This window comes from Schumannella luteola, assembly GCF_013408685.1.
Taxonomy (GTDB): Bacteria; Actinomycetota; Actinomycetes; order Actinomycetales; family Microbacteriaceae; genus Schumannella; species Schumannella luteola.
Map to the genome: position 1 here is coordinate 2,002,438 of NZ_JACBZY010000001.1, position 24,928 is coordinate 2,027,365.

Genomic DNA, 24,928 nt, shown 5'->3' on the forward strand with positions numbered 1-24,928 from the left:
GTCGCCTCCTTAGCTCAGTTGGCCAGAGCACCGCTCTTGTAAAGCGGGGGTCGTCGGTTCGAACCCGACAGGGGGCTCTGCGAAAAGGCCCGGCGGAACTCGTGTTCCGACCGGGCCTTCGCTCTGTTCCGGCCGCGCGTGGGACCGGCGTGGGACCGGCGTGGGACACGGCGCCGCGCGGATCCGCTCAGCGGGGGAGCGGGCGGAAACGACGCAGTCGCAGGCTGTTGAGCACGACGAACACCGACGAGAACGCCATCGCGGCGCCGGCGAGGATCGGGTTCAGCAGCGCGAGCATCGCCAGCGGGATCGCGGCGACGTTGTAGGCGAAGGCCCAGAACAGGTTGCCCCGGATCGTGCCCAGCGTGCTGCGGGCGAGACGGACGGCGTCGGCGACCGCGAGCAGGTCGCCGGAGACGATCGTCACATCGCTCGCGGTGATCGCCGCATCCGTGCCGCCGCCCATCGCGAGTCCGAGATCGGCGGCGGCGAGGGCGGCGGCGTCGTTGACCCCGTCGCCGACCATCGCGACGACGCGGCCCTGCGCCTGCAGCTCGCGCACCGCATCGAGCTTTCCCGCCGGCGTGACGCCGGCGCGCACGTCGGCGATGCCGACCTCGGCCGCGACGGCCCGCGCGGCACCCTCGTTGTCGCCGGTCAGCAGCACCGGGGTGAGCCCGAGCCGCTTCAGCGCGGCGACGGCGGCGGCACTGGTCGGCTTGACGGTGTCGGCGACGGCGACGATGCCGAGCAGGCGCCCGTCGGCGGCGACTGCCACGACGGTCGAGCCCGTGGCCTCGTGCCGGGAGGCTCTCGCTGCCAGCGGGGCCGTGTCGATCGACCACTCGTCCGCGAGCCAGCCCAGCCGCCCCGCGAGCACGAGCCGCCCGTCGACGACCGCTTGCACGCCGAAGCCGGCGTGCGCGGCGAAGTCGGCGGCGATCGGATGCGCGGCGTCCGCCTCGGCGATGGCCCGGCCGATCGGGTGCTCCGACCCGGCCTCGGCGGCCGCCGCGAGACGCAGCAGCTCGGCGCCCTCGACGCCGTCCGCCGGCACGACGGCCGCGACCCGCATCCTTCCCTCGGTCACGGTGCCGGTCTTGTCGAGCACGATCGTGTCGACCTTGCGGGTCTGCTCGAGAACCTGTGGTCCGCGGATGAGGATGCCCAGCTGCGAGCCGCGGCCGGTGCCGACGAGGATCGCGGTCGGCGTGGCGAGGCCGAGCGCGCACGGGCAGGCGATGATCAGCGTCGTCACGGCGGCGGTGAAGGCGATCTCGATCGAGGCGCCCGACAGCATCCACCCGGCGAAGGCCACGATGGCCAGTCCGATCACGACCGGCACGAACACGCTCGACACCCGATCGGCGAGCCACTGCACCTGCGCTTTGCCGGTCTGCGCGTCGATCATGAGAGCGCGGATGCGGGCCAGCTCGGTGTCGGCGCCGACGCGGCGGATCTCGACGACGAGGCGCCCGCCCGAGGAGATCGTTCCGCCGACGACACGATCGCCGGCCGTCACCTCGACCGGAACCGACTCGCCCGTGAGCATGCTGGCGTCGATCGCCGAGGCGCCCTCGACCACGACGCCGTCGGAGGGCACCTTCTCGCCCGGGCGCACCACGACTCGGTCGCCGATCGCGAGCTGCGCCACCGGCACCCGCGTCTCGACGCCGTCGCGCAGCAGGGCCGCGTCTTTCGCTCCGAGCTCGAGCAGCGCCTGCAGTGCGGCACGTGACGAGACGCCGGCGCGCGCCTCGATCCAGCGCCCGAGCAGCAGCAGCACCGTCACGAGCGCGGCGACCTCGAGATAGATCTCGTCGGCTCCGCCCTCGGGACGGCCGATGAGCGTGAAGCTCATGTGCATGCCGGCCATGCCCGCGCCGCCGAAGACGAGGGCGTAGAGCGACCAGCCGAACGCCGCGAGGATGCCGAGGCTGATGAGCGTGTCCATCGTCACGCCGCCGTGACGCAGGTTCACGGCCGCGGCACGGTGGAAGGGCCAGGCGCCCCAGACGACGACCGGCCCGGCGAGCGCGAGGGCGAGCCACTGCCAGTTCTCGAACTGGAGCGCGGGGATCATCGACAGCAGCGCCACCGGCACACCGAGCGCGGCGCTGATCACCAGGCGGCGCAGCAGGGCGCCGGCGTCGCCGGGGTCGTGCTGGTGGCCGGCGGAGCTGCCGTGCTGGTCGTGCTCCGGGCGCTCGTCCTGCGACGCCGGATCGGCGGGGTGCCGCGTCACCGAGGCCGGGGCGGGCTCCGGCGCGGGGATCGTCGCCCGGTACCCGGCCGCCTCGACCGTCTGCAGCAGACGCCCCGCATCCACCGACTCGTCGCTGCCGTCGCTCACGACATGGGCCGTCGACAGGGCGTAGTTCACGGTCGCCTCGACGCCGGGCAGCCTGTTGAGCTTGCGCTCGATGCGGTTCGCGCACGAAGCGCAGGTCATGCCGGTGATGTCGAGACGGTGCTCGACGGCGGTCATGCGCGCTCGCCGCCCTCCGTGGCCTCGCCTGCGGCGCCGGTCACGTCATCGGCGAGGGCGTAGCCCGCCTCCTCGACGGCGGCCCGGATGCGCTCGGCCGCGATCGGCGCCGAGCTCGCGACGGTCACACGCGAGGCTCCGCCGACGACGAGCTCGACGTCGACCGTCGAGACCTCGGCGATCTCGCCGATCTCCTCGGAGACGCTCGCGACGCAGTGCGCGCAGGTCATGCCCTCGACGAGGACGGTGCTGGTGATGGTCGACATGGTCGAGTCCTTTCGGGTACAGGGGGACGCTACGAGCGGCTGTGCTCTCTGCTGCGCTCTACGAGCGCACGAGCCGCGCGATGGCCGCGCTGGCCTCGCGGATCTTCTCCTCGGCGACCGGTCCGCCTTCGGCCGTGGCCTCGGCGACGCAGTGGCTGAGGTGGTCATCGAGCAGCGCGAGCGCGACGGTCTCGAGCGCCTTCGTGGCAGCGGAGACCTGGGTGAGGATGTCGATGCAGTACACGTCGTCCTCGACCATGCGCGCGATGCCGCGCACCTGACCCTCGGCGCGACGCAGGCGCTTGAGCAGCGCGTCCTTGACGTCCACGTAGCCGGGGGACCCGTGCCCGTGTGCGGCGTGGCCGGTGTTCTCGGCGGCGTCCGCCGGGGGTGCTGCGCTCATCCGCGTCTCCGATCCTCGTGTGGCCGATCGAGGTACCCATACCAATACGGGGTAGGGGTATCCGTCGACGACAAGTATGCGCGACCCGCGACGTGCGTGCACGCGCGGGCCGCGCATCCCAGCCTTCTGCCAGCTATACCCCGTTGGGGTATATTGCCGGGGTCACGGTCGGGTGAGGAACTTCTTCGGGTCGATCGGCTTGCGCCGCCCCATCCGCCGTCGTGCCGGCTTCGCGCCGACGTGCAGCCAGCCGAGCAGCTTCTCGCCCTCGGCCAGGCCGTGCGCCTTCGCCACGGCCTTGCTGCGGGTGTGCGATCCGGTGCGCCAGAAGACGCCCCACCCGGCCTCGTCGAGCAGCAGAGTGAGGTTGTGGGCGATGCCCGAGGCCACGGCCTCCTGCTCCCACTCCGGCAGCTTGCCCTTGCGCGGCGAGCTCACGACGGCGATCACGAGGGGAGAGCGGTGCGCCTTGCGCACGTACTTCTCGACATCGTGCCCCTTCTTGCCCTCGGCCTTCGCGAGTCCGAAGCCGATCAGGTCGCGGTCGGCGCCGCGCAGCTCGATGAGCCGCCACGGCCGCAGCGACTTGTGATCGGCGACGGTGGATGCGGCATCCACCAGTCGCAGCAGCTCCTTGCGCTTCGGGGCGTCCTCGCCCACCGACGAATACGAGCGGCGGGCGAGGAGCGCCTCGAAGGCGGTCACTTCGCGGACTCGGCGGGAGTCGCGACCGGGGCGTCGGCCTCGGCGGCGGGAGCCTCGGCGCCCTCCTCCTGGAAGCCCAGCGCGAGGGAGTTCATGCAGTAACGCAGACCGGTCGGCGTGCCGAAGCCGTCGTCGAAGACGTGGCCCAGGTGCGAACCGCAGTTCGCGCAGCGCACCTCGGTGCGCACCGCGCCCGGCAGGCTGCGATCTTCCAGCAGCTCGACGGCCTCGGGGTTGACCGAGTCGTAGAAGCTCGGCCAGCCGCATCCGGAATCGAACTTGGTGCCGCTCTTGAACAGCTCGGCGCCGCAGGCGCCGCAGGTGTAGAGGCCGGCGCGGTGCTCGTCGAGCAGCTCTCCGGTCCAGGCCCGCTCGGTGGCGGCCTCGCGCAGCACCTTGTAGCGGTCGGCGCTCAGCGACTCCTGCCACTCGGCGTCGGTCTTCTCGACCTCGTAGGCCATGTCGTTCCCTTTCGTCGGACGTACGACACATTCAACCGCGTGTCGGGGCGCGCTGTTCCCATGTGCACGCGGCACGGAGGCGGCGCCGAGACGGCGTGGATGCGGTTCGGAGCGGGCGGCAGGATGGGGGCATGCCCGACACCGCATCCGAGTCGACCGCCGCCTGGTTCTCGCGCGCGGCGCGCGAGCTCGGGCCGCACAGTGCACGGCACGGCGAGTGGGCGGCGGCGATCGCCGATGACCCCGAGGTGCTCGCGGTCATCGAGAGGCTCCCGCCGGGCGAGCGGCATCCCTCGCTCGTCTTCGCCGTCGCCGACCTGCTCGGCGCGCCGGCGAGGGAGTACGCGGGATTGCGCGAGTGGATGCTGACGCACGCCGAGACGCTCGCCGTCGCCGCGCGCGGGCGCCGCACCCAGACGAACGAGGTCGGCCGCACCGCGCCGCTCGCCGCCGCGCTCGCGCGTATCGAGGGCCCGGTCGTGCTGCTCGAGCTGGGCGCCGCCGCGGGGCTGTGCCTCGCGCTCGACCGCTGGACGATCCGGTTCGAGCGGGATGGCGGCGAGGCGGGCGGCGCGGACGCCCGCGACGGCGCGCATGCGGCGCCCGTCGCCGAGGCGGTGTCGGAACTCGGCGCCGGCGACCCCCTCGTGCGCTGCGCGGTGTCGGGGCCGGGTGCGCTGCCGACGCGCCTGCCGCGCATCCTCGCCCGCCGCGGGGTCGACCTCGCTCCGCTCGACTCGGCCGATCCGGCCGATGCGCGCTGGCTCGAGGCGCTGACCCCGGTCGACCGGCCCGACCGGCGTGCCCGACTGCGGGCCGCGCTCGTCGCGGTGCGCTCGCATCCGATCGAGGTCGTGGAGGGCGACGCGGCCCAGCTCATCGCCGACCCGACGCGCCTGCGCGAACTGTCGCCGGCCGTGCCCGCGGGCGCCGAACTCGTGATCGTGTCGCTCGGCACGCTCGTCTACCTGCGTCGCGAGGTGCGGGCTGGATTCCTCGACGCCGTGCGCTCGATCGGCGCCCGGTCGATCACGCTCGAGGGCGCCGCGGCGCTGCCCGAGGTGGCCGAGCGTCTCGCCGGACGCGAGGCCGCGCATCCCCTCGGATCCGTGCTCGCGCTCGACGGCGAGCCGCTCGCCCGCACGAGTCCGCACGGCGATCAGCTGCGCTGGATCGGCTGAGTCGCGCGTTCGCGACACCGCGGCGGGGCTGTCGGGCGACCCGCATCGCCCGCACTAGCCTGACCGGATGATCCCCTCGCCGAGCCCCGAGCCCGCGGCATCGCCGTCGGACGCGGCGGGGGCGGCTGCGGCCGAGTCGACCAGGGCGACCGCTCCGGCCGGCGCCGCCGTGATGGGTCTGACCGACGCCGAACGCCGCGTGCTCGACTTCGAGCGCGACTGGATCGGGCGCGGCGGGGCGAAGGAGGCGGCGATCCGCTCGGAGCTGGGACTCACCTCGGCTCGCTACCATCAGCTGCTCCACTCCGCGATCGATCGCCCCGATGCGCTCGCCGCCGATCCGCTTCTCGTGCGTCGGCTGCAGCGGCTCCGCACCGCCCGCACCCGGGCCCGTGCCGCACGCACGTTCCGGATCGATCCCACCGACAGCTGAGGACCACCCCGCACCGATGAGCACCGCACCCCGCGACCGCTTCGACGACGTCCCGCACGACCTCACGCGCGTCGGCGCGCACCGCGGACCCGCTCCGCGCGGTCGCGGCTGGGTCGTCTTCGCCTGGGCGGCGCTCGCGACGGGCGTGCTCGTGGCCGTCGGCCTGTTCACGCTCTCGCGCGTCGACTCCCGCTTCTCGATCGAGCTGCCCTTCGGCTCGAGCGATTCCGCCGCCGGCCCCGCCGCCAGCCAGAGCGCGGCCGACGAGAGCCCGGCGATCACCGAGCCCGGCTCGGTCGACCCGGCGATCGCCGATGCGCTGCGCATCTCGATCCTCAACGCGAGCAAGAACGACGACGCCGAAGACGGGATCGCGACCAAGCTGAAGGATGCGGGCTGGAACATCTCCGGAACCGCCGACGCCGACGAGCGCACGAGCAAGGCGACGGTCGTCTACTACTCGGGCAAGGAGTACGAGGGCGTCGCCAAGGGCATGGTGCAGATCCTCGGCACCGGCTCCATCCGGCTCTCCTCGGCCTTCCCCGGCGCGCCCGTCACCATCGTGCTCGGCGACGACTTCACCCCCGTCGGCTGAGGCCGGATCGCCCGCTGACGGGCGCTCGTGTTACGCGAGTGTTTAATCTGGATGCCGATCGTCCGCTCCGGCCCCCTTTCGCCCGATTCCCCTCGTGATCGGCGCTTTCCCGGGGCTAGCATCGGCGCACGGACGGCCTTACAGCACTGCGCACCACCGCCGTCCTGCGCGCACAGCACAGCGAGGAGAGGCGATGGCCAACGGGACCGTCAAATGGTTCAACGCGGAGAAGGGCTACGGCTTCATCACCGTGGACGAGGGCGGACAGGATGTGTTCGTCCACTACTCCGCGATCGACATGAGCGGCTACAAGGTGCTCGAGGAGGGGCAGAAGGTCGTCTTCGAGCTCGGCACCGGGGCGAAGGGGCCCCAGGCCGAAGCCGTGCGGCCGGCCTGACCGGGAGTCGCGAGCGGGCGGTGCTGCGGCGCCGCCCGCTTTCGTGTCCGCCCCGGGCGGATCCGGGCCCGTCATCCCGCGTCGCGGTGGCTTGCACTCCCTCAGGGCGAGTGCCAGAATGACTCCTGGCACTCCCTCGTTCGGAGTGCTAACCCATGAACCACTGCTGCCGGTCACGACCGTGCTCACGGCTCCGTGCGCATCCGTGCTCAGCAGGCCGACGTCCGGGAGGGACGAGAACTACATGGCGAAGATCATCGCATTCGACGAGGAGGCCCGCCGCGGCCTCGAGCGCGGCCTCAACACGCTGGCCGACGCCGTGAAGGTCACGCTCGGACCGCGCGGCCGCAACGTCGTTCTGGAGAAGAAGTGGGGCGCCCCCACCATCACCAACGACGGCGTCTCCATCGCCAAGGAGATCGAGCTCGACGACCCGTACGAGAAGATCGGCGCGGAGCTCGTCAAGGAGGTCGCCAAGAAGACCGACGACGTCGCCGGTGACGGCACCACCACCTCGGTCGTGCTCGCCCAGGCGCTCGTGCGCGAGGGGCTGCGCAACGTCGCGGCCGGCGCCGACCCGATCAGCCTCAAGCGCGGCATCGAGAAGGCCGTCAAGGCCGTCGAGGCCGAGCTCGTCGCCACCGCCAAGGAGATCGAGACCAAGGACGAGATCGCCGCCACCGCGAGCATCTCCGCCGCCGACAGCGAGATCGGCGAGCTCATCGCCGAGGCGATCGACAAGGTCGGCAAGGAGGGCGTCGTCACCGTCGAGGAGTCGAACACCTTCGGCACCACGCTCGAGCTCACCGAGGGCATGCGCTTCGACAAGGGCTACCTGTCGCAGTACTTCGTCACCGACCCGGAGCGTCAGGAGGCGGTCTTCGAAGACCCGTACATCCTGATCGTCAACTCGAAGATCTCGAACATCAAGGACCTGCTCCCGGTCGTCGACAAGGTGATCCAGAGCGGCAAGCAGCTGCTCATCATCGCCGAGGACGTCGACGGCGAGGCGCTCGCGACTCTCGTCGTGAACAAGATCCGCGGCATCTTCAAGTCGGTCGCCGTCAAGGCCCCCGGCTTCGGCGACCGCCGCAAGGCCCAGCTGCAGGACATCGCGATCCTCACCGGCGGCCAGGTCATCAGCGAGGAGGTCGGCCTCAAGCTCGAGAACGCGACCCTCGAGCTGCTCGGTCAGGCCCGCAAGGTCATCGTCACCAAGGACGAGACCACGATCGTGGAGGGTGCCGGATCGGCCGACGCCATCGCGGGCCGCGTGAAGCAGATCCGCCAGGAGATCGACAACACCGACTCCGACTACGACCGCGAGAAGCTGCAGGAGCGCCTCGCCAAGCTCGCCGGCGGCGTCGCCGTCATCAAGGCGGGCGCGGCCACCGAGGTCGAGCTCAAGGAGCGCAAGCACCGCATCGAGGACGCCGTGCGCAACGCGAAGGCCGCCGTCGAGGAGGGCATCGTCGCCGGTGGTGGCGTCGCCCTCATCCAGGCCGGCAAGCTCGCCTTCGACAAGCTCGAGGTCTCGGGTGACGAGGCGACCGGCGCCAAGATCGTGCGCGTCGCGATCGACGCCCCGCTCAAGCAGATCGCCCTCAACGCGGGCCTCGAGCCCGGCGTCGTCGTCGACAAGGTGCGCAACCTGCCCGTCGGACACGGCCTCAACGCCGCGACCGGCGAGTACGTCGACATGCTCGCCTCGGGCATCAACGACCCGGTGAAGGTGACCCGCTCGGCGCTGCTCAACGCGGCCTCGATCGCCGGTCTCTTCCTCACCACCGAGGCCGTCGTCGCCGACAAGCCGGAGAAGGTCGCGGCCCCGGCCGGCGACCCGACCGGCGGCATGGACTTCTGATCGTCTGATCAGACGGTCTGAGCCTCGGCTCGCACTGCTCGGGAGCGGGCGGTTCCCCTCGGGGAGCCGCCCGCTTCGTCGTTCCCGGGCGTCGGCTCAGGCGTAGAGCAGTCCGACCAGCGGGGGCATGACCAGCGCGAACACTCCGCCGATCGTGTCGGCCAGGCAGACCGCGAAGCCCGCCACGGCGACCAGTCGCCGCTCGCGTCCCGGCTGGATGCCGATCGCGCCGAGCACGACGCCGACGATCGCCGTGACCGTCGTCGCGAGCCCGATCAGGCGAACACCGCGGAGGTCTCAGCCGGGGAGACGGCGAAGGAGCGGATGATCATCGGCGTGCTGAACGCGAGCACCTGCACCGTCATGCCGAGCACGAGCAGCACGATCGCGATGATCAGCGACGCCTTTCCGGGGCTGCCGGAGCGCAGCGGCGGCACCGCAGGGGTCGGGTAGGAGGCCGGGGGAACCTGAGCGGGAATCACGCGCGCACTCTAGCGGGGCGGCATGACGTCCGTGGCGGGGCGATCCGGTGGGGCGGCGTCGTCGGCGAGGCGCCCGAGCGGGGCGGAACGACCTACGTGTCGTGGTGATCCGGGCCCGTCGCCCGGTGCTCGTGCGGATGCGCGGCCAGCTTGCCGACGAGGCCGCTCTCGACGAGACGGCGGGCCTGCGTGCTCGGCTTCCGCTGCGCTTGCGCGGTGACGAGGGCGCCGAACTCGGTGCCCAGCTCGCCGCGGGGGAACCGGGCGAGCACCGCATCCACCAGCTCCGTCGGCAGCGCGTCGGGGCGCGCGCCGCTGATGTCGAGCCCGGTCGCGATCTCGAGCAGGTGGCCGTCGGGATCGTCGACCGGCACCTCGGGCCAGTTGTGCCGCACGATCACCTCGGCGAGCCGGTCGCGTCGCACCGCCGGCCAGCCGGCCCCGGCGGCGACCGCCCAGGCCACGTGACCGCCGGCCTCCTCGTACGAGGGCTCGGCGGCGTCGAAGGCGCGGGCGAGGCCGATGTCGTGCAGCAGCGCGGCGACGCAGAGCAGCTCGGCGTCGACGGGCGGGAGACCGAGCTGCTCGCCGAAGCCGAGCGCCCAGTGCCACGACCGCCACGAGTGCGCCCGGATCGCGGGCGACGCGTAGCGGTCGAGCACCTCGACGGCCGCCCGCACGGCGGGGGTGTCGGGCGGGGCCGGCAGCGAGAAGCGAGCGACGTCGAGATGTGGGCGCACGGCGGGGTCCATGCGCTCATCCTGACGCCGCCCGCGACGCCGCGCCTCCGCTGCGGGGCCACGCCGCCGAGATCGGCAGGAGATCGTCTGATGGCGTCTCTTTCGGGTCGAGACGCCCGACGGTCAGCGGAACATGCGCTGCGTCGCCGACTCCGCCTCCTCGTAGCTCTGCCCGGCGACGTCGAGCGCCTGACTGAGCTGCTGCAGAGAGTTCTGCACGCCGGTCTGGGCCTTATGCCAGTCCTGTGTGGCGGCCGCGAACGACGACGAGGCCGCTCCGGTCCAGGTGCGCTGGAGCTCGGTCACGCGCGAGTTGAGGGAGTCGACGTCGCCGCGGATGCGTTCGATCGCCGAGCGGACGGCAGTCGCCGTCTGAAGAACCTGATCACTGTCAACCGTGTAACTTGCCATGGCTCGAAGCTAGGCCGACGGCGCACCTGATCCCGGGGGCGGGGTCGCATCGGTGGACTTCTCGTCGTCGGCGGCGCGGGGGAGGAGAGGCAGGCTCACGCGGAAGGTCGCGCCGCCTCCCGGCGTCTCGAGCACCTCGACGTGACCGTTGTGGTTCGCGACGATGCCCGCCACGATCGCGAGCCCGAGGCCGCTGCCGCCGGTGTCGCGAGTGCGCGAGGAGTCGGCCCGCCAGAAGCGCTGGAAGATCTTCTCCCGCAGCTGCGGCGGGATGCCCTCGCCGTGGTCGACGATCGAGATCGACCCGTAGCCGCCGGCCGCATCCACGTCGACGACGAGCTCGATCGGGCTGTCATCGGCCGTGAAGCGCATCGCGTTGCCCATGAGGTTCGTGATGACCTGGCGGATCTTGTCGCCCTCGGCGAGCACGATCGGACCGACCGCGGGCAGTGGCACCGGCGGCACCTGCAGCGGCGGGATCTCGGCGGTCGCGTTCGTGCGCACCTGCCCGCGGCGACGGCGCAGTCGCGCGAGCGCGGTGCCGGCGAGGGCGATCGGGCTCGTCACGGTCGCCGGCTGCCCGGCCTCGAGCGCGCCTGCGGCGACCGCGGGGATGCTGGGCGGCAGGATCAGCAGCTGGTCGAGGGTGTGGTCGGGCACGACGACCGTGATCTTGCGGTTCGGGTTCGAGGCGCTGGCGTCGAGGGCGGCGTCCTGCGCGAGCGGCAGCAGGTCGACCTCGGCGAGCTGCGGCTCGCGCGACTCGTCGAGTCGGGCCAGCTCGAGCAGATCGCTCACGAGCGCGCTCATGCGGATCGCCTCGCGCTCGATGCGGTCCATCGCCTGCGCGACGTCGTCGGGCTTCTGGATGGCGCCCATCCGGTACAGCTCCGCATAGCCGCGCAGCGAGACGAGCGGCGTGCGCAGCTCGTGGCTCGCGTCGCCGACGAAGCGGCGCATCTGCTCGATCGTGCGGGCGCGGTCGGCGAAGGCCGAGTCGATGCGCGCGAGCATCGTGTTGAGCGAGCGGTTGAGGCGGCCGACCTCGGTGTTCGGGGTGGCGCCGCCGAGGCGCTGGCTGTAGTCGCCCGCGGCGAAGCGGGCGGCTGTTCGCTCGACGTCGCGCAGCGGTGCGAAGGTGCTCGTGACGAGCAGCTGGCTGAGCGCCCAGCCGAGCGCGATGACGGCGATCGCGAAGGCGAAGAAGATGACGGCGTAGCGGCCGACCGTCGCATCCGTCGAGGCCACGCTGACCGCGATGAGCAGGGTTCCGGGCGTCGAGGTCGAGCCGGTGTTGAACTGGCCGCTGTAGGCCTTCACCCGCCACTGGCTCTTGTGGTCGACGCTGAAGACGTTGATGCCCTCGTGGCGATCGGCGATGGTCTTGAGGTTCACGCCCTCGAGGTCGGGGCCCGCATCCGCCTGACCGGTCGCGATGTTGATCCACTGCGTCGTGCCGCTCGAGTCGACGATGCGGATGTAATACGGCGACGAGTCGGAGAGGTACGGCTGGCTGCCCGACGGCCCGAGCTGCTTGTTGCGGGTGTCGTTGTAGACGTTGTCGAGCTGGGTGTCGGCCTGCTCGAAGAGGTAGGTGCGCAGCACGTTCGCCGTGCCGACGCCGGCGACCGCGAGACCGAAGGTCAGCAGCAGCACGGTGACGCCGGTGATCTTGGTGCGCAGCGAGATGCCGTTCCACCAGTGATCGAAGGAGGCGTGCATCGAGGCCACGGTTCAGACCTCTCTCGGGGGATGCGCGGCGGGCGACGCGACGGTGGACACTGCGGGCAAGGCTACGCCCCCGCGACCGTGAGGAAGCAGGGGCGCAGCCGTGGAGCGCTGATGAGGATCAGGCGGATCGGCGGGCGGACCGGCTCAGACCTTGGAGGCCTTGAGCATGTAGCCGAAGCCGCGCTTGGTCTGGATCATCGGCTCGCTCGAGTGCTGGTCGAGCTTGCGGCGCAGGTAGGAGATGTAGCTCTCGACGATGCCGGCGTCGCCGTTGAAGTCGTACTCCCACACGTGGTCGAGGATCTGCGCCTTCGACAGCACGCGGTTGGGGTTGAGCATGAGGTAGCGCAGCAGCTTGAACTCGGTGGGGGAGAGCTCGACCGCGACGTCGCCGACGGTGACCTCGTGGGTGTCCTGATCCATCGAGAGCTCGCCGGTGCGGATGATGGCGTCGTCTTCGTCGTGCATGGTGCGGCGCAGGATGGCCTTGATGCGGGCGACGATCTCGTCGAGCGAGAAGGGCTTGGTGACGTAGTCGTCGCCGCCGACGGTGAGACCGGTGATCTTGTCCTCGGTGTCGTCCTTCGCGGTGAGGAAGAGGATCGGCGCCGTGTAGCCCGAGGCGCGGAGGCGCTTGGTGACCCCGAAGCCGTTCATGTCGGGGAGCATCACGTCGAGGATGATGAGGTCGGGCTCCTCCTCCAGCACCGCCGAGATGGCCTGGGCGCCGTTGCCGACCGCGCGCACGGCGAAACCGGCGAAACGGAGCGAGGTGGTGAGCAGGTCGCGGATGTTGGGCTCGTCATCGACGATGAGGATCTTGGGTCCGTCGGTCATGGGTTCAGTATCTGACCGTTGCCTGGAGCATTCCTGGGAGCGCTGACAGGCTCTGCCGGACGTTCGATGCACGCCCATCGTGCGGAGCGGCGCGTGCCGCCCCGCTCCCGCCGATGTCGTCGGCGCGTGCGAGCATCCCCGCATCCGATCGGCGGCAGGAGGCGGCATGCGGGGCGAGGCGACCGTGCTGCACGCCGACCTGGACGCCTTCTACGCCTCGGTCGAGCAGCGCGATGCTCCGGGGTTGCGCGGCCGGCCGGTGATCGTCGGCGGCGGGGTCGTGCTCGCGGCGAGCTACGAGGCGAAGGCCTTCGGCATCCGCACCGCGATGGGCGGGCGTCAGGCGCGCGAGCTGTGCCCCCAGGCGATCGTCGTCCCTCCGCGGATGGATGCGTACGCCGCCGCGAGTCGGCAGGTCTTCGAGATCTTCCGCGACACGACCCCGCTCGTCGAGGGGCTGTCGATCGACGAGGCCTTCCTCGAGGTGGGCGGTCTGCGACGGCTGGCGGGAGAGCCCGAGCAGATCGCCGCCCGGCTGCGCGAGCGGGTGCGCGCCGAAGCCGGCCTCGCGATCTCGGTCGGGGTCGCCCGCACGAAGTTCCTGGCGAAGGTCGCGAGCGCGGTCGGCAAACCCGACGGGCTGCTCGTCGTGCCGCCCGACCGCGAACGCGAGTTCCTTCTGCCGCTGCCGGTGGAGCGGCTCTGGGGTGTCGGCGCGGTGACCGCCGACAAGCTGCACCGGCTCGGCATCCGCACGGTCGGGCAGCTCGCCGAGCTGGAGGAGGCGAGCGCCGAGCGGCTGCTCGGGCGCGCGGCCGGGGCGCACCTGCACGCGCTCGCCCGGCTGCGCGACCCGCGCCCGGTCGAGACGGCACGACGCCGCTCGTCGATCGGGTCGCAGCGCGCGCTCGGGGCGGCGCGGCGGCGCTCGCCGGAGGAGCTCGACACGATCCTCAGCCAGATCGTCGATCGGCTCGCCCGGCGGCTGCGCGATGGCGACCGGGTGTGCCGCACGGTCGTGCTCCGGCTGCGCTTCGGCGACTACGCGAAGGCGACCCGCTCGCAGAGCCTCGGGCCGGCCACCGACCGCACCGGCGTCATCCTCGCCGTCGCGCGTCGCCTGCTGGCCGAAGCCTCCCCCGAGATCGCCGCGCGCGGGCTCACCCTCATCGGGCTCTCGCTCGCGCAACTCGGTCGCGCGAGCGAGCAGCATCCCGAGCTGCCCATCGACTGGGATGACGGATCACGACTCGACGCGGTGCTCGACGCGGTGCGCGACCGTTTCGGCGCGGCCTCGGTCTCGCGCGGAACCCAGGTCGGCCGCGACGCTGGCTGGTCGACGCCGGTGCTCCCCGAGCACGAGTGAGCGCGGGTGAGCGCGGGCTGGCGAGCGAGAGCGGTGTCGAGGGGACGGATGCGGGTGTCACGCGCCGGAGCCGGCGTGCGGCAGTCAGCGCAGCGCCGCGTGCAGCGGTCGCCAGAACCAGGCGTAGTCGTCGTCGGGTCCGGAGACGAAGCGCTGGCTGAGGGCGATGCCGACGACGCCGCGCTGCGGGTCGACGGCGGCGGTCGTGCCGGTGCCGCCCGACCAGCCGTAGGCGCCGCGCGCGACGTTCGGGTCGGCATCCGTCGTGGTGACGCCGACCTGCCAGCCGTAGCCCGCGGCGTCGCCGCCGAAGCCGGCCATGCCCTCGTGCTGCTCGCGGCTGAGCTGGTCGCTCGTCATGCGCGCGTGCAGGCCCGGCGGCAGCAGCTCGCCGTCGGCGAGGGCGCCCCAGAAGCACATGAGGTCGTCGAGGCTCGCGACGAGTCCGCCGGCGAGGCTCGGGAACGCGGGCGGCGCGGCGAACAGATCGGCGTAGTCGTCCCAGGGCTCGATGCCGTCGGCGGTCGGGCGGTACTGGCGGGGGAGCGGCTCGGTCGTCGAGAAGCCGGTCACGGCGAGGCCGAGCGGCTCGACGATCTCGTCGTGCAGCAGCCGATCGAGCGGTCGGCCGGCGACGCGGGCGAGCAGCACCGAGAGCACCTCGGTGCTCGTGTGGTAGTCCCAGTGGCTGCCGGGCTCGTGGCCGAGCGGCAGCGCGGCGAAGCGGGCGAGGAACTCGTCGGGCGTCATCGCCGGCGGCTTGGGGCCGTAGCCGAAGGCGCTCAGTTCGCGCCCGAGCGGGGTCTCGACGAACTCGACACCGCTGCCGACGCACTGCGTGAGCAGGTGTCGCAGCGTGATCGGGGTCGTGGCGGGATGCGCGGCGTCGAGCGGTCCGTCGGGTCGGTCGAGCACCCGCGGCGACGCGAGCTCGGGCATCCACCGGCTGACGGGCTCGTCGAGGTCGATCGCACCCGCGTCGACCAGGCGTCCGGCGAGCACGGCCGAGAGCGGCTTCGACAGCGAGGCGACGCGGAACGGCGTCTCGGTCGTCACGGGGTGCGCATCACCGAAGTCGAGCGTACCGAGGGCGGCACTGTGCCAGACGCCTGCGACGCGCACCGCGGCGGCGACGGCGGGACCGAGGGGCGCGCCGGGAGCGTCCACGGTCGCGGCGGCCAGCGCCGAGCGGAAGACCTCCTCGTCGAATCCCTCGGCACGGACGACGGTCTCGGCGCTCATCGCGGCGTCCCTCAGCTCACGGCGTCCGGCGTGGAACCGGCCGAGGACCCGGCAGCGGCTGCGGGCTTGAGCACCCGGTAGACGACGTGCGTCACGAGCGACTTCGGCGTGATCGACACCTGCTCGAGCGGGATGTGGCCGAGCCCCTCGAAGAGCCGCTCGCCGTGCCCGAGGATCACGGGCGAGATCTGCAGGTGCAGCTCGTCGATGAGCCCGGCGGCGAGGTACTGGTTGATCGTCGAGACGCCGCCCGCGGTGTGGATGCGCCCGTCGCCCGCCACCGCCTGCGCCCGCTCGAAAGCCGCGTGGATGCCGTCGGTCACGAAGTGGAAGGTCGTGCCGCCCGCCATCTCGAGCGGCTCGCGCTCGTGGTGGGTGAGCACGAACACGGGCGCGTGGTACGGCGGCTCGGGGCCCCACCATCCGGTCCACGGCTCGCCGTCGACGGGCCACTCGCCGCGCACGGGCCCGAACATGTTGCGGCCCATGATGTACGCCGAAGCCCCGACGATGTGCGCCTGCTCCTCGGCGTTCTCGTCGGGCGTCTCGAACATCCACCGGTGCAGCGCCGGGCCGGGCAGGTCGCCCATCGGCTGCTCGAGCGTCTGCCCGCTGCCGGCGCCGTAGCCGTCGAGCGAGAGGGACATGGTCGCGTGCACCGGGGCTGCCATGCCGCGAGGCTAGCGCGCACGTGCGGCTTCGGCACCCGTCGGATGCCGCCCCCGCGGAGGGACGACATGGCCGACTCGACCACGAGCGTCACCCGAACTCGGTACGTCCGCGCCCTCGTCGCGGAAGCGAGCCTTGCTTAGACTCCGGCTGTGGCGTCGAACCTGGAACAGATCTACGCGTATCCGGGCCGATCGCGGGTCGACGCCGCGAGGATCGCACTCGCGACCTCGCGCAGCGGACACGGCGCGACGATCTCGGGGACGGACGCCGTCGATCGCGTGGCCGGAGCCGGCATCGCGGGCGCGACGGCGGAGCCCTTCTTCCGCGGATTCGTGCAGCATCCGGCGGTCGTCGCCGCCGCGCTGCTGGTGGTCGCACGGGTCGCTCGTACCCGGTTCTACGTGCCGCCGGGCATGCTCGCGGCGAGGCTGCGCGCCGCGGACCCCGTCATCACCGCGTCCCGAGACGGGCTGCGCTTCGAGGCGTTCAGCGTCTGCTGCGGTGTGGCCGTGCGTCTCGACGTGGATGCGGCAGCACTCGAGGCGGAGCGCCTGCGCCCCGGTGTGACCAACGTCGACGTCAATCCCGATCTGCGCCAGGCGCTCGCGGGCCTGCTCGCCGATGAGCCGCTGCAGCTCGAGGTCGCCGACGACGCGCTCGCCGTGGCGACACTCGACGCCCGCGTCGTCGAGGAGCGAGTCGCTCTGCCGACGCGCTGGCTTCGCGGTTTCGCGGAGACCCAGGTCATCCAGCGCCGCATGGTCGAACGGATCGGGGTCGAGCACGAGGCCGCTCGTGGGCTTCTCGCCGCGCTTCCGACGAGCACGCCGACGCGCTCGCTGTCGTGGGTCGCTCCGACTCCCGACGGCGGGGCGCGGCTCGCCGGCAGCCGCTCGCCCGGCGCTGTCGCGCTCGCCGGCGCCGAGCGGCTCGGCGTGCTCGCTCCGCTGCTGAGGTTCGCCGGCGGACTGCGCGCCTTCGCCCCCGAGACCGCCTCGAGCGAGCCTCAGGCGAGCGCCTGGGTGCTCGAGCTTCCGGGCGCTCGGGTGACCCTGGTGGTGAGCGCGGAGAAATCGCGAGGATTCTCGGGTGAGGGAGCCGTGCTCTCCGACCTCGCGACGCCCCATGCCGTCGAGGATGCGGAGTCGCTGCGGGAGCTGCTCGCGACGACCGCCGACCCGGGAGACCTGCTGGATCTTCCCGTCCTCGTCCGCGCCAGCGGCATCCCCGCTGACCGTGTCGAGGCTGCGCTGACCGGGATCGCGATGTCGGGACTCCTCGGCTGGGATCTGCATCGCGCATCCTGGTTCCTCCGCCCTCTTCCCTTCTCGGCGCGCGCGATGACGGAGCTCAACCCGAGGCTCTCCGACGCCCGGCATCTCGTCGCCGTGGGAGCTGTGGAGCTGTCGTCGAGCGGGGTCTTCACGGTCGGTGCGGGCTCGGACGGGGAGGCCGGTGCGCGACACGTCGTCCGCCTCGCCGCCCTGGGAACCGCCGACGTGGATCGCTGCACGTGCCCGTGGTTCGGCCGGCATCGCGGCGCGCGCGGCGAGTGCCGCCATGTGCTCGCAGCACGCCTGGTGCGCGATGCGGCGAGCGGGGGACTCTCGTGAGCCCGACGCGAGTCATCCGCGACGAGAACGCGACACTCGAGGATCTCGCCGCCTCCTGCCGTGAGCATGCGGTTTCCACGCTGGGGCGTGAGCTGTTCTGGATGGAGGGGCGCCCCGGGGTGCGTGAGGTGATCGTCGAGGCACTGGTGACGCGCTCGGCGTCCATCCGGCGCGAGTTCGTCGACGTGACATTCCTCGACGGGGTGTTCGGGATCGGCGGCGATGACCGCCTCGACGCTGCGCTCGACCTCGTGCGCTCGGGATTCGCGGAGTGCGAGCAGCCCGAATACCTGCGCCAGATGCTGCACCGCGCCATCGGCGTCCCGACGTCCCCGTATCGCGGGACGCGCGAGCCGGTCGAGAGTGAGATCCGCGCGGATCGGCAGCGGTTCCTGGAGCGCGAGCTCTGGGCGATGTTCCGCGTCGAGGGTGCCGGCGTCGCCCAGCTCGCCCCGGTCATGGCGGCGTTCCTCGATCTCGTGGCCGATCATCCGAAGCTGCGGGGACGACTGATCGACGCCGCTCTGAGCGGGCTGCTGTCCGATTTCTCGGCTCACGACGTCGGCTGGTACCTGCAGGTTCTGCGTGCGCTCGACCCGGACGCCGCCGAGGTGGCCGCGCGCGCGGCCCGCTATCTCGCCGTGCTCGCCGCGACGCCGGGTGTCTCGGTCGCGCTCGCGCAGCAGCACCTCGGCGTCCTCGCGCGAGCCGAGACGATCCCGTCGGGCGCGCTGACGGCGCTCGCGCCGATGACCGCTGCCGTGTTGGCGCGCAGCGACAAGAAGTCGCGGATGGCGCAGCTGGCTCTGGTCGAGAAGCTGGCGTCGGCGCATCCTCGTGAGGTCGATGCGGCGGGACTCGCCGAGCTCATCGCCGGTGCCGACCACGGCGCCGCCGACGTCGCGGCCCGCGCGTCCCGCGTGCTGTCGCGGCTGCGGCCGGGCCCCGGATCGGAACGGCACGCGACCTCGGACGCTCCGACCGGCGTGGTCGGCGGCTCAGCGCCGGAGGGCACCAGTGCGACGGTGGTCGTCGCCGGCCCGCGCACGACTCCCCGGCGCACCGACTCGGCACCTGATCCGCTGCTCGCCGCGATTGAAGACCCCGACGAGCTCGCCGACCTCTTCGTCGAACTGCTCGAGCGTCCTGCGAGCGGCGCAGAGCTGCTGCGCGGCGTCGACGCCGTGATCCGCTTCAGCGGGCGGTCGCCGCTGGCGGCGGACGTGCTGCGGCGACGAATCCGGGACTGGAACGACCAGGACGGGGGAGGGACGGCGGGCCTGACTCCGCACCTCGACCCGCGCGCGTACCTGCGCGCGGTCGTCGCGGCCTGGGTGGACGAGCCGACTCGGCTCTGGCGCTGGGGCGGATTCCAGGGGCACTTCACAATCGGCGGCGCCGCGGGTGTCCCCTCGGGGCTCAGTTACCCCTCGTGGAGTCCGAGGCCCGCCGAGGAGGCACCTGCCCGGGCGCAGCCGGAGCAGGTGAGCGGGTATCGACGCATGACCTCGCCGCAGCAGGTCTTCGTCGATTGGATCGCGACATCCCTCGCCGCGATGGGCCCCTCCGGCGACCGTGGTCGGTGGCTGGATACGGCGCGCGCCGACGCGGCGGCAGCCGCGGCCCGAGCGCGCTGGACGCGGCACGAGCGGCTCGAAGGCGATCCCGAGTTCATGGCCGGCTACCACACGCCCGCAGGACCGACCCCGCCGTGGATCGTGTGGATGGACGACGCCGCCGATCCGCCCCGAGAGGGCGACCTCGCTGCCGGCCTGTTCGATCTGCGGCCCGCACTGCGGACCTTCGCCGGACTGGGAGCGGACGCACGGTCGAGCCGCGACGCGGTCACTCTGCTCGACTGGCTCCGGATCGTGCTCATCGACGCTCCGGAGCACTTCGCCGCTCATGCGCTCCCCGCCCTCACCGTCGCGGTGGATGTGCCCAACGTCGACACGACGCCCGCGACCGACGCTCTCCGCGATGCCAGGTCACCGCTCGGCCCGCCGTCGCGCACGGCGCTCGTCCTGGCGCTCTCGGCGAACGAGGCGATCGCGCGGGCGCGGGCCGCCGAGGCCTTCGACGGCTGTGCGCGGAGCGGGATGCTCGACCCGATCGAGCTGGGCGCCGAGCTGGTACGAGCCCTCGAGCTCAAGAGGGTGAAGGGGGCCCGCGTCGCGAGCGCGCTCGCTGATTCCGCCCGCATCTCCGCCCTCGCCGGATGGAGGGCTCTGCAGCTGCTGGGCGCGGTCCTGCCGCATCTGTCAGGCGTCACCGGCGCATCCGCCCTCATCGAGCTCACAGCGCAGCTCGCCGAGCGCTACGGCGTCGTCGTGCCGATTCCGCCGGCGCTCGCCGCACGCTCGCGCGGATCGTCGATCACGGCGATCGCGCTCCGTGCTCTCGCGGCTGTCGAACCGCGCCCGACCGAGCTCGCCCGTCAGGCCGCCGAGCAGGCCGAGGCGGCGCTGCGCGACTAGGTACGACTAGGCGGCGGTGGCGAGGTCCCCTGCGTCGAGGATCGTGTACGAGTAGCCCTGCTCGGCGAGGAAGCGCTGGCGGTTCTGCGCGTAGTCCTGGTCGATGGTGTCGCGGGCGACGAGGGTGTAGAAGTTCGCGGGCAGTCCGCTCTCCTTCGGGCGCAGCAGGCGACCGAGACGCTGGGCCTCCTCCTGGCGCGAGCCGAAGGAGCCGGAGACCTGGATGGCGACGGTCGCCTCGGGCAGGTCGACGGAGAAGTTCGCGACCTTCGAGACGACGAGCACGGTGAGCCTGCCGTCGCGGAAGTCCTGGAACAGCCGCTCGCGCTCGTCGATCGGCGTCGAGCCGGTGAGCTGCGGGGCGTCGAGAGCCGCGGCGAGCTCGTCGATCTGGTCGAGGTACTGACCGATCACGAGGATGCGCTCGCCCGCGTGCTTGGCCACGAGGTCCTTGACGACCTGCAGCTTCGCCGGGGCGGTCGCCGCGAGACGGTAGCGCTCGTCGTCGGCGCTCGCCGCGTACTCGAGACGCTCGTCCTGCGGCAGGTCGATGCGCACCTCGTAGCAGCTGGCGGGGGAGATGTAGCCCTGGGCCTCGATCTCCTTCCACGGAGCGTCGAAGCGCTTCGGGCCGATGAGCGAGAAGACGTCCGACTCGCGGCCGTCCTCGCGCACGAGGGTCGCGGTGAGGCCCAGGCGGCGACGCGCCTGCAGGTCGGCGGTGAGCTTGAAGACCGGCGCGGGCAGCAGGTGCACCTCGTCGTAGACGATGAGGCCCCAGTCGAGGGCGTCGAGCAGCGCCAGGTGCGCGTACTCGCCCTTCCGTCGCGCGGTGAGGATCTGGTAGGTCGCGATCGTGACCGGCTTGATCTCCTTCACCTGCCCCGAGTACTCGCCGATCTCCTCCTCGGTCAGGCTCGTGCGCTTGAGCAGCTCGGCCCGCCACTGCCGTGCGCTGACGGTGTTGGTGACGAGGATGAGCGTGGTCGTGCCGGCGGCGGCCATCGCCCCGGCGCCGACGAGCGTCTTGCCGGCGCCGCAGGGCAGCACGACGACGCCGGAGCCGCCGTCGAAGAAGTTGTCGACCGCCTTCCGCTGGTAGTCGCGCAGGTGCCAGCCCGACTCGTCCAGCTCGATCTCGTGCGGGGTGCCCGGCGTGTAGCCGGCGTTGTCCTCGGCGGGCCAGCCGAGCTTGAGCAGCTCCTGCTTGATCTGGCCGCGCGCCCACGGCTGCAGCGTCCACTCGCTCGGGGTGCGGCGCACGCCGAGCAGCGGGCCGACCTTCGCGTTGCGGGTGATCTCGCTCATCACGGCCGGGTCGCTGGAACTGAGGATCAGCTCGCCCGGGATCGTGGTCGTCGTGCCGTCGGGGTTCGCCTGCTCGACCTCGGGGTCGCGCGAGATGACGAGCCGGCCGTAGCGCGCGACGGTCTCGTCGATGTCGATCGACACCGTCTGCGGCACCGGGAACTTCGCGTAGCGGTTCAGCGTGTCGAGCATCTGCTCGGCCGTGTGACCGGCGGCGCGCGCGTTCCAGAGTCCGAGGCGCGTGATGCGGTAGGTGTGGATGTGCTCGGGGGCGCGTTCGAGCTCCGCGAAGACGGCGAGCTCGTGGCGGGCATCCTCGGCGTCGGGATGCGCGACCTCGAGCAGCACGGTGCGGTCGCTCTGCACGATCAGGGGTCCGGACATGACCTCCCAGATTAGTCGCGTGCGGGGTTCCTGCGCTGGGAGCGCCGGTGATGCTCGACCGGCGCGCCCGACCCGCTGCGGGGATCGCGACTTGCCCGCTTCCGCGGCGTGTCGCCCTCGGGATGCCGCGGAAGCGGGCGACTCACGAACCCGGAGTGCGAGGGTGGGCGCGTGAGCGAGAACGACAGCGCCGTGACCCTCCTCCGCTCGACTCGGCTCAGCGAGGTCGCCGAGTACGCGTACGCCGCGACCGTGCCGGCGGGGACCCGCCTCATCCACCTCGCCGGTTCGTGCCCGCTGGATGCCGACGGTGCGACGGTCGCGGTCGGGGACTACGCGGGGCAGGCGGCGCAGTGCGTGGCGAATCTACGGATCGCGCTCGACGACTGCGGCGCGGCGCTGACGGATGTGCTCAGCACCCGCGTGCTCGTCGCCTCCTCGCAGCAGGCCGATCTGGTCGCCGCATGGGAGGTCGTGCGCGACGCCTTCGGCGAGCACGCCGTGCCGAGCACGTTGCTCGGCGTGACGGTGCTCGGCTACGACGACCAGCTCGTCGAGGTCGAGGCGGTCGCCGCCGTGCGCGACTGACCGACCGCCGAGTCGCCCCGTTCCGCGGCGTGTCGCGGCGGTGAAGCAGCGGAAGCGGGCAACTCGCGAACGTGAGTGGCACGAGCGCGGCCAGCGCGGCTCAGTCGAGCGGCACGACCGACGTGATCGAACTGAGCGGCAGGGTGCGCTCGAGGTCGGCGCGGGCGTCGCGGGCGCGCAGGCGTCCGCCCGCGACCGAGGCGGGCTCGAGGCGCAGCTCGACGTCGGAGCCGTCGGGCATCCGCACGGTCACGACGACCGGGGTGCGCCCCTTCGCGGCGAGCTCGAGCTGCCGGGCGATCCACGCCGCCCCGCCCGTCTCGTCGTCGGAGCCGGTCGCTCCCGAGGTCGCGGCACCCGATTCGCGCAGGCGTTTCACGAGCTCGACGGCAGGATCGCGCCGCGCTCCGCCCGCGGCCGGCGCGACGGTGGTGCGACGCGACACCGGCTGGATGACGCCCGTGGCGTCTTCGAGCACGGCCGGATAGCGCGCATCCACGATCGACCAGAACAGCACACTCGCCTCGACCCGGCTGACCGCGCGGTGCTCGCCCGAGTGGATCAGCGCGAGCGAGCCGAGGGCGGAGTCGACCGTGAGCTGACGCAGCAGCGCCGGGTCGTCGCTGCGCACGTAGCTGCGGGCGCCCGCATCCGCACCGCGGTCGGCCTCCGCGATCGCGCCGACCCGCAGCGCGCCGAAGCGCTCGGCGGTGTCGCGGATGAGGTAGTCGAGCGGCTGCGGAACCCCGGTGAGCGAGATGCCGGCGAGGAAGTCGCGGATCGTCTCGTCGGTCTCGCCCCGCGCGAGTGCGCGCCCGAGCGACGCGGCGGTGATGCGGTAGGTGGAGGCGAGGCCGCGCGCCTCGACGTCGGCCATCGAGCGCAGGCGGCCGTCGAGATCGGCGCGCAGCGGGCCGGGCGCGATGATCGTCAGGTCGTGCTGCAGGTAGACCTGCTCGACATGCGCGGGGAACAGCGCGGCGACGCGCTCGCGAGCGGCGGCGACGCCGTCGATCAGCAGCGCGCGCCCCGGACCCGAGGGGGTCGCGTCGATCGTGATGCCCAGCAGGCGGGCGTGCGCGCGGGCCGACTCGACTCGGCGCAGCATCCGCTCGGCCGAGCCCGGGTAGAACCAGGCCAGGTACTGCAGCAGGCCGTCGTCCCACTCGGCGGCGGCGCGCTCCTCGAGCAGGCGGCGCACGTCAGGGGCGAGCCGCGCGATCCATGCCGCGGCGAGCGTCGACCAGCGTTCGGCGTCGTCGAGCCCGAGCCATTCGGCTCCGGCGGCGGTGACCGCGAGCGCGGCGCCGTCGTCGCCGACGAGCTCGGCACGCTCGGCCAGGTCGAGCAGGGGGGTCAGATCGTCTTGCTCGGCGCCGATCGAGGCAGCGAGACGCCGCGTCTCGGGCAGCGCGATCCCGCCTTTCGCGAGGCGTCGCGCCGGCTCGCGCTGCAGCTCGGCGACGAGCTCGGTGACCCGGCCGGTGGCGGCGAAGGCGCGCTCGCCGGCGAGGCGGTCGACGGCGTCCCGATCGGCGTCGCTCACCGGCACGAGCGCGCCGGGCGCGGGCGTCCAGATGAGCTCGTCGGCGCTCGGCAGGTCGAACGACGGCCAGGCCGCGAGCTGCTCGGCGACGCCGTCCCAGGGGGCGACCCGGTCGGACTCCACGGCCGCGAGCCCGAGCTCGGCGAGCACGGCCGCACGGCGACGCACCTCGGTCGAGGCGCTGCCGATGCGCTCGGCGAGCTGCTCGACGGTCGGCGCGCGGCCCGCGGCGGAGAGCTCGGCGGCGCCGGCGAGCACCGCGAGCGCATGACGGTCGAGGCCCTCGAGCGCGCGCTGCACGCTCGGACGGTCGAGCAGGGCCTCGGCGAGGTCGAACCAGTCGCGCAGCCCGGCAGAGCGCACCTCGCGCTCGCGCAGCAGACGCAGCAGAGCGTCGTCGTCGAGCGCGCGCAGCCGAGCCGCGAGCGCGAGAGCCGAACTGCTAGCGGCGGGCATCCTGCTGCGATTCGCGGCGGCGGCGCAGTCCCGAGACGAAGATGAAGGCGATCAGCAGCACGAGGCCGATCGCGAGAGCGGGCAGCGGCAGCCAGCGGGCGAACTGACCGGCTCCGCTCGAGAGCGAGACCTTGGTCAGCGCGAGGATCAGGATCACGACGATGTCGACGATCGCCACTCCGAGCACGGTGGCGGCCATGACGCCGAGCGCGCGTTCGATACGATTGGAGCGCACCGGGGTGTCGTTCGGCATCCCACCAGGATAGGCCCGCTCGGGCCGCC

The 24,928-nt window shown here is 72.5% G+C and carries 25 protein-coding genes and 1 tRNA gene; 10 read left to right on the forward strand and 16 right to left on the reverse strand.

Annotation, left to right across the window (positions count from 1 at the left end):
• Window positions 1–3 precede the first annotated feature (3 nt).
• A tRNA-Thr gene (locus BJ979_RS08930) sits at window positions 4–77 on the forward strand.
• A 110-nt stretch (window positions 78–187) separates the two neighbouring features.
• Here the strand turns inward: BJ979_RS08930 and BJ979_RS08935 are convergent.
• From BJ979_RS08935 to msrB, 5 genes are all read right to left on the reverse strand, one after another.
• Window positions 188–2,488 (reverse strand): heavy metal translocating P-type ATPase, encoded by a 2,301-nt coding sequence (locus BJ979_RS08935; RefSeq protein ID WP_179567161.1) that lies wholly within the window; start codon window positions 2,486–2,488, stop codon window positions 188–190.
• On the reverse strand, window positions 2,485–2,754 hold the full coding sequence (locus tag BJ979_RS08940) for a heavy-metal-associated domain-containing protein (RefSeq protein WP_179567162.1): 270 nt from the start codon (window positions 2,752–2,754) through the stop codon (window positions 2,485–2,487). Before BJ979_RS08940 ends, BJ979_RS08935 begins: the two co-directional genes overlap by 4 nt.
• A 58-nt stretch (window positions 2,755–2,812) precedes the next feature.
• On the reverse strand, window positions 2,813–3,157 hold the full coding sequence (locus BJ979_RS08945) for a metal-sensitive transcriptional regulator (RefSeq protein WP_179567163.1): 345 nt from the start codon (window positions 3,155–3,157) through the stop codon (window positions 2,813–2,815).
• Window positions 3,158–3,319: 162 nt separating this feature from the next.
• Window positions 3,320–3,862 carry a nitroreductase family protein gene (locus BJ979_RS08950; RefSeq protein ID WP_179567164.1) on the reverse strand — a complete coding sequence of 181 codons (543 nt, stop codon included), beginning with the start codon at window positions 3,860–3,862 and terminating at the stop codon, window positions 3,320–3,322.
• A complete protein-coding gene (msrB, locus tag BJ979_RS08955) occupies window positions 3,859–4,323 on the reverse strand; it encodes a peptide-methionine (R)-S-oxide reductase MsrB (RefSeq protein WP_179567165.1) in 465 nt (154 codons plus the stop codon). The genes BJ979_RS08950 and msrB overlap by 4 nt, the downstream gene beginning before the upstream one ends.
• A gap of 131 nt (window positions 4,324–4,454) precedes the next feature.
• Between msrB and BJ979_RS08960 the strand changes: the two genes are divergently transcribed.
• The 5 genes from BJ979_RS08960 (at window position 4,455) to groL (ending at window position 8,793) form a co-directional block, all read left to right on the forward strand.
• On the forward strand, window positions 4,455–5,504 hold the full coding sequence (locus BJ979_RS08960) for a DUF2332 family protein (RefSeq protein ID WP_179567167.1): 1,050 nt from the start codon (window positions 4,455–4,457) through the stop codon (window positions 5,502–5,504).
• A 67-nt stretch (window positions 5,505–5,571) separates the two neighbouring features.
• A complete protein-coding gene (locus BJ979_RS08965) occupies window positions 5,572–5,937 on the forward strand; it encodes a DUF3263 domain-containing protein (protein WP_179567169.1) in 366 nt (121 codons plus the stop codon).
• Window positions 5,938–5,953: 16 nt separating this feature from the next.
• A complete protein-coding gene (locus BJ979_RS08970; RefSeq protein WP_179567171.1) occupies window positions 5,954–6,532 on the forward strand; it encodes a LytR C-terminal domain-containing protein in 579 nt (192 codons plus the stop codon).
• A gap of 193 nt (window positions 6,533–6,725) precedes the next feature.
• Window positions 6,726–6,929, forward strand: a complete 204-nt coding sequence (locus BJ979_RS08975) for a cold-shock protein (protein WP_179567173.1) — start codon at window positions 6,726–6,728, stop codon at window positions 6,927–6,929.
• Between the two features lie 244 nt (window positions 6,930–7,173).
• Window positions 7,174–8,793 (forward strand): chaperonin GroEL, encoded by a 1,620-nt coding sequence (gene groL / locus BJ979_RS08980; protein ID WP_179567175.1) that lies wholly within the window; start codon window positions 7,174–7,176, stop codon window positions 8,791–8,793.
• A gap of 96 nt (window positions 8,794–8,889) precedes the next feature.
• Here the strand turns inward: groL and BJ979_RS08985 are convergent, their stop codons facing one another.
• From BJ979_RS08985 to BJ979_RS09010, 6 genes are all read right to left on the reverse strand, one after another.
• A complete protein-coding gene (locus BJ979_RS08985; protein ID WP_179567177.1) occupies window positions 8,890–9,030 on the reverse strand; it encodes a hypothetical protein in 141 nt (46 codons plus the stop codon).
• Between the two features lie 38 nt (window positions 9,031–9,068).
• A complete protein-coding gene (locus BJ979_RS08990) occupies window positions 9,069–9,275 on the reverse strand; it encodes a hypothetical protein (protein ID WP_179567179.1) in 207 nt (68 codons plus the stop codon).
• Window positions 9,276–9,367: 92 nt separating this feature from the next.
• Complete coding sequence (locus BJ979_RS08995) at window positions 9,368–10,027, reverse strand: HD domain-containing protein (RefSeq protein WP_179567181.1); 660 nt, start codon at window positions 10,025–10,027, stop codon at window positions 9,368–9,370.
• A 111-nt stretch (window positions 10,028–10,138) separates the two neighbouring features.
• A complete protein-coding gene (locus BJ979_RS09000) occupies window positions 10,139–10,426 on the reverse strand; it encodes a WXG100 family type VII secretion target (protein WP_179567183.1) in 288 nt (95 codons plus the stop codon).
• 9 nt (window positions 10,427–10,435) lie between these two features.
• Entirely contained in the window at window positions 10,436–12,148 is a 1,713-nt protein-coding gene (locus BJ979_RS09005) for a sensor histidine kinase (RefSeq protein ID WP_179570170.1), read from the reverse strand.
• 153 nt (window positions 12,149–12,301) lie between these two features.
• Window positions 12,302–12,994 (reverse strand): response regulator transcription factor, encoded by a 693-nt coding sequence (locus tag BJ979_RS09010; protein ID WP_179567184.1) that lies wholly within the window; start codon window positions 12,992–12,994, stop codon window positions 12,302–12,304.
• Between the two features lie 166 nt (window positions 12,995–13,160).
• Here BJ979_RS09010 and dinB point away from each other — a divergent pair, with 166 nt between their 5' ends.
• Window positions 13,161–14,360 carry a DNA polymerase IV gene (dinB, locus tag BJ979_RS09015; protein ID WP_179567185.1) on the forward strand — a complete coding sequence of 400 codons (1,200 nt, stop codon included), beginning with the start codon at window positions 13,161–13,163 and terminating at the stop codon, window positions 14,358–14,360.
• Window positions 14,361–14,444: 84 nt separating this feature from the next.
• Here the strand turns inward: dinB and BJ979_RS09020 are convergent, their stop codons facing one another.
• Both BJ979_RS09020 and BJ979_RS09025 read right to left on the reverse strand, forming a co-directional pair.
• On the reverse strand, window positions 14,445–15,602 hold the full coding sequence (locus BJ979_RS09020) for a serine hydrolase domain-containing protein (RefSeq protein WP_179567186.1): 1,158 nt from the start codon (window positions 15,600–15,602) through the stop codon (window positions 14,445–14,447).
• A gap of 11 nt (window positions 15,603–15,613) precedes the next feature.
• Window positions 15,614–16,273 carry a dihydrofolate reductase family protein gene (locus tag BJ979_RS09025; protein WP_179567187.1) on the reverse strand — a complete coding sequence of 220 codons (660 nt, stop codon included), beginning with the start codon at window positions 16,271–16,273 and terminating at the stop codon, window positions 15,614–15,616.
• Window positions 16,274–16,423: 150 nt separating this feature from the next.
• Between BJ979_RS09025 and BJ979_RS09030 the strand changes: the two genes are divergently transcribed.
• Entirely contained in the window at window positions 16,424–17,887 is a 1,464-nt protein-coding gene (locus BJ979_RS09030) for a serine/threonine-protein kinase (protein ID WP_218853469.1), read from the forward strand.
• Window positions 17,884–20,364, forward strand: a complete 2,481-nt coding sequence (locus BJ979_RS09035) for a DUF6493 family protein (protein WP_179567188.1) — start codon at window positions 17,884–17,886, stop codon at window positions 20,362–20,364. Before BJ979_RS09030 ends, BJ979_RS09035 begins: the two co-directional genes overlap by 4 nt.
• 6 nt (window positions 20,365–20,370) lie before the next feature.
• Here BJ979_RS09035 and BJ979_RS09040 read toward each other — a convergent pair whose 3' ends face one another.
• Entirely contained in the window at window positions 20,371–22,056 is a 1,686-nt protein-coding gene (locus BJ979_RS09040) for a DNA repair helicase XPB (protein ID WP_179567190.1), read from the reverse strand.
• A 171-nt stretch (window positions 22,057–22,227) separates the two neighbouring features.
• Here BJ979_RS09040 and BJ979_RS09045 point away from each other — a divergent pair, with 171 nt between their 5' ends.
• On the forward strand, window positions 22,228–22,644 hold the full coding sequence (locus BJ979_RS09045) for a RidA family protein (RefSeq protein ID WP_343046647.1): 417 nt from the start codon (window positions 22,228–22,230) through the stop codon (window positions 22,642–22,644).
• A gap of 100 nt (window positions 22,645–22,744) precedes the next feature.
• Here the strand turns inward: BJ979_RS09045 and BJ979_RS09050 are convergent, their stop codons facing one another.
• Window positions 22,745–24,646 (reverse strand): helicase-associated domain-containing protein, encoded by a 1,902-nt coding sequence (locus tag BJ979_RS09050; protein WP_179567191.1) that lies wholly within the window; start codon window positions 24,644–24,646, stop codon window positions 22,745–22,747.
• Window positions 24,633–24,899 (reverse strand): hypothetical protein, encoded by a 267-nt coding sequence (locus BJ979_RS09055; protein ID WP_179567192.1) that lies wholly within the window; start codon window positions 24,897–24,899, stop codon window positions 24,633–24,635. Before BJ979_RS09055 ends, BJ979_RS09050 begins: the two co-directional genes overlap by 14 nt.
• Window positions 24,900–24,928: the final 29 nt, after the last annotated feature.

Bases quoted from the DNA above. Each gene is read 5' to 3' on its own strand.
- BJ979_RS09005 (WP_179570170.1), bottom strand. From the start codon at position 12,148: ATGCACGCCTCCTTCGATCACTGGTGGAACGGCATCTCGCTGCGCACC.
- dinB (WP_179567185.1), top strand. From the start codon at position 13,161: ATGCGGGGCGAGGCGACCGTGCTGCACGCCGACCTGGACGCCTTCTAC.
- BJ979_RS08970 (WP_179567171.1), top strand. From the start codon at position 5,954: ATGAGCACCGCACCCCGCGACCGCTTCGACGACGTCCCGCACGACCTC.
- BJ979_RS09050 (WP_179567191.1), bottom strand. From the start codon at position 24,646: ATGCCCGCCGCTAGCAGTTCGGCTCTCGCGCTCGCGGCTCGGCTGCGC.
- BJ979_RS09010 (WP_179567184.1), bottom strand. From the start codon at position 12,994: ATGACCGACGGACCCAAGATCCTCATCGTCGATGACGAGCCCAACATC.
- groL (WP_179567175.1), top strand. From the start codon at position 7,174: ATGGCGAAGATCATCGCATTCGACGAGGAGGCCCGCCGCGGCCTCGAG.
- BJ979_RS08960 (WP_179567167.1), top strand. From the start codon at position 4,455: ATGCCCGACACCGCATCCGAGTCGACCGCCGCCTGGTTCTCGCGCGCG.
- BJ979_RS08940 (WP_179567162.1), bottom strand. From the start codon at position 2,754: ATGTCGACCATCACCAGCACCGTCCTCGTCGAGGGCATGACCTGCGCG.
- BJ979_RS08995 (WP_179567181.1), bottom strand. From the start codon at position 10,027: ATGGACCCCGCCGTGCGCCCACATCTCGACGTCGCTCGCTTCTCGCTG.
- BJ979_RS09040 (WP_179567190.1), bottom strand. From the start codon at position 22,056: ATGTCCGGACCCCTGATCGTGCAGAGCGACCGCACCGTGCTGCTCGAG.
- BJ979_RS09055 (WP_179567192.1), bottom strand. From the start codon at position 24,899: ATGCCGAACGACACCCCGGTGCGCTCCAATCGTATCGAACGCGCGCTC.
- BJ979_RS09020 (WP_179567186.1), bottom strand. From the start codon at position 15,602: ATGAGCGCCGAGACCGTCGTCCGTGCCGAGGGATTCGACGAGGAGGTC.
- BJ979_RS08945 (WP_179567163.1), bottom strand. From the start codon at position 3,157: ATGAGCGCAGCACCCCCGGCGGACGCCGCCGAGAACACCGGCCACGCC.
- BJ979_RS08965 (WP_179567169.1), top strand. From the start codon at position 5,572: ATGATCCCCTCGCCGAGCCCCGAGCCCGCGGCATCGCCGTCGGACGCG.
- BJ979_RS08935 (WP_179567161.1), bottom strand. From the start codon at position 2,488: ATGACCGCCGTCGAGCACCGTCTCGACATCACCGGCATGACCTGCGCT.
- msrB (WP_179567165.1), bottom strand. From the start codon at position 4,323: ATGGCCTACGAGGTCGAGAAGACCGACGCCGAGTGGCAGGAGTCGCTG.
- BJ979_RS08975 (WP_179567173.1), top strand. From the start codon at position 6,726: ATGGCCAACGGGACCGTCAAATGGTTCAACGCGGAGAAGGGCTACGGC.
- BJ979_RS09000 (WP_179567183.1), bottom strand. From the start codon at position 10,426: ATGGCAAGTTACACGGTTGACAGTGATCAGGTTCTTCAGACGGCGACT.
- BJ979_RS09025 (WP_179567187.1), bottom strand. From the start codon at position 16,273: ATGGCAGCCCCGGTGCACGCGACCATGTCCCTCTCGCTCGACGGCTAC.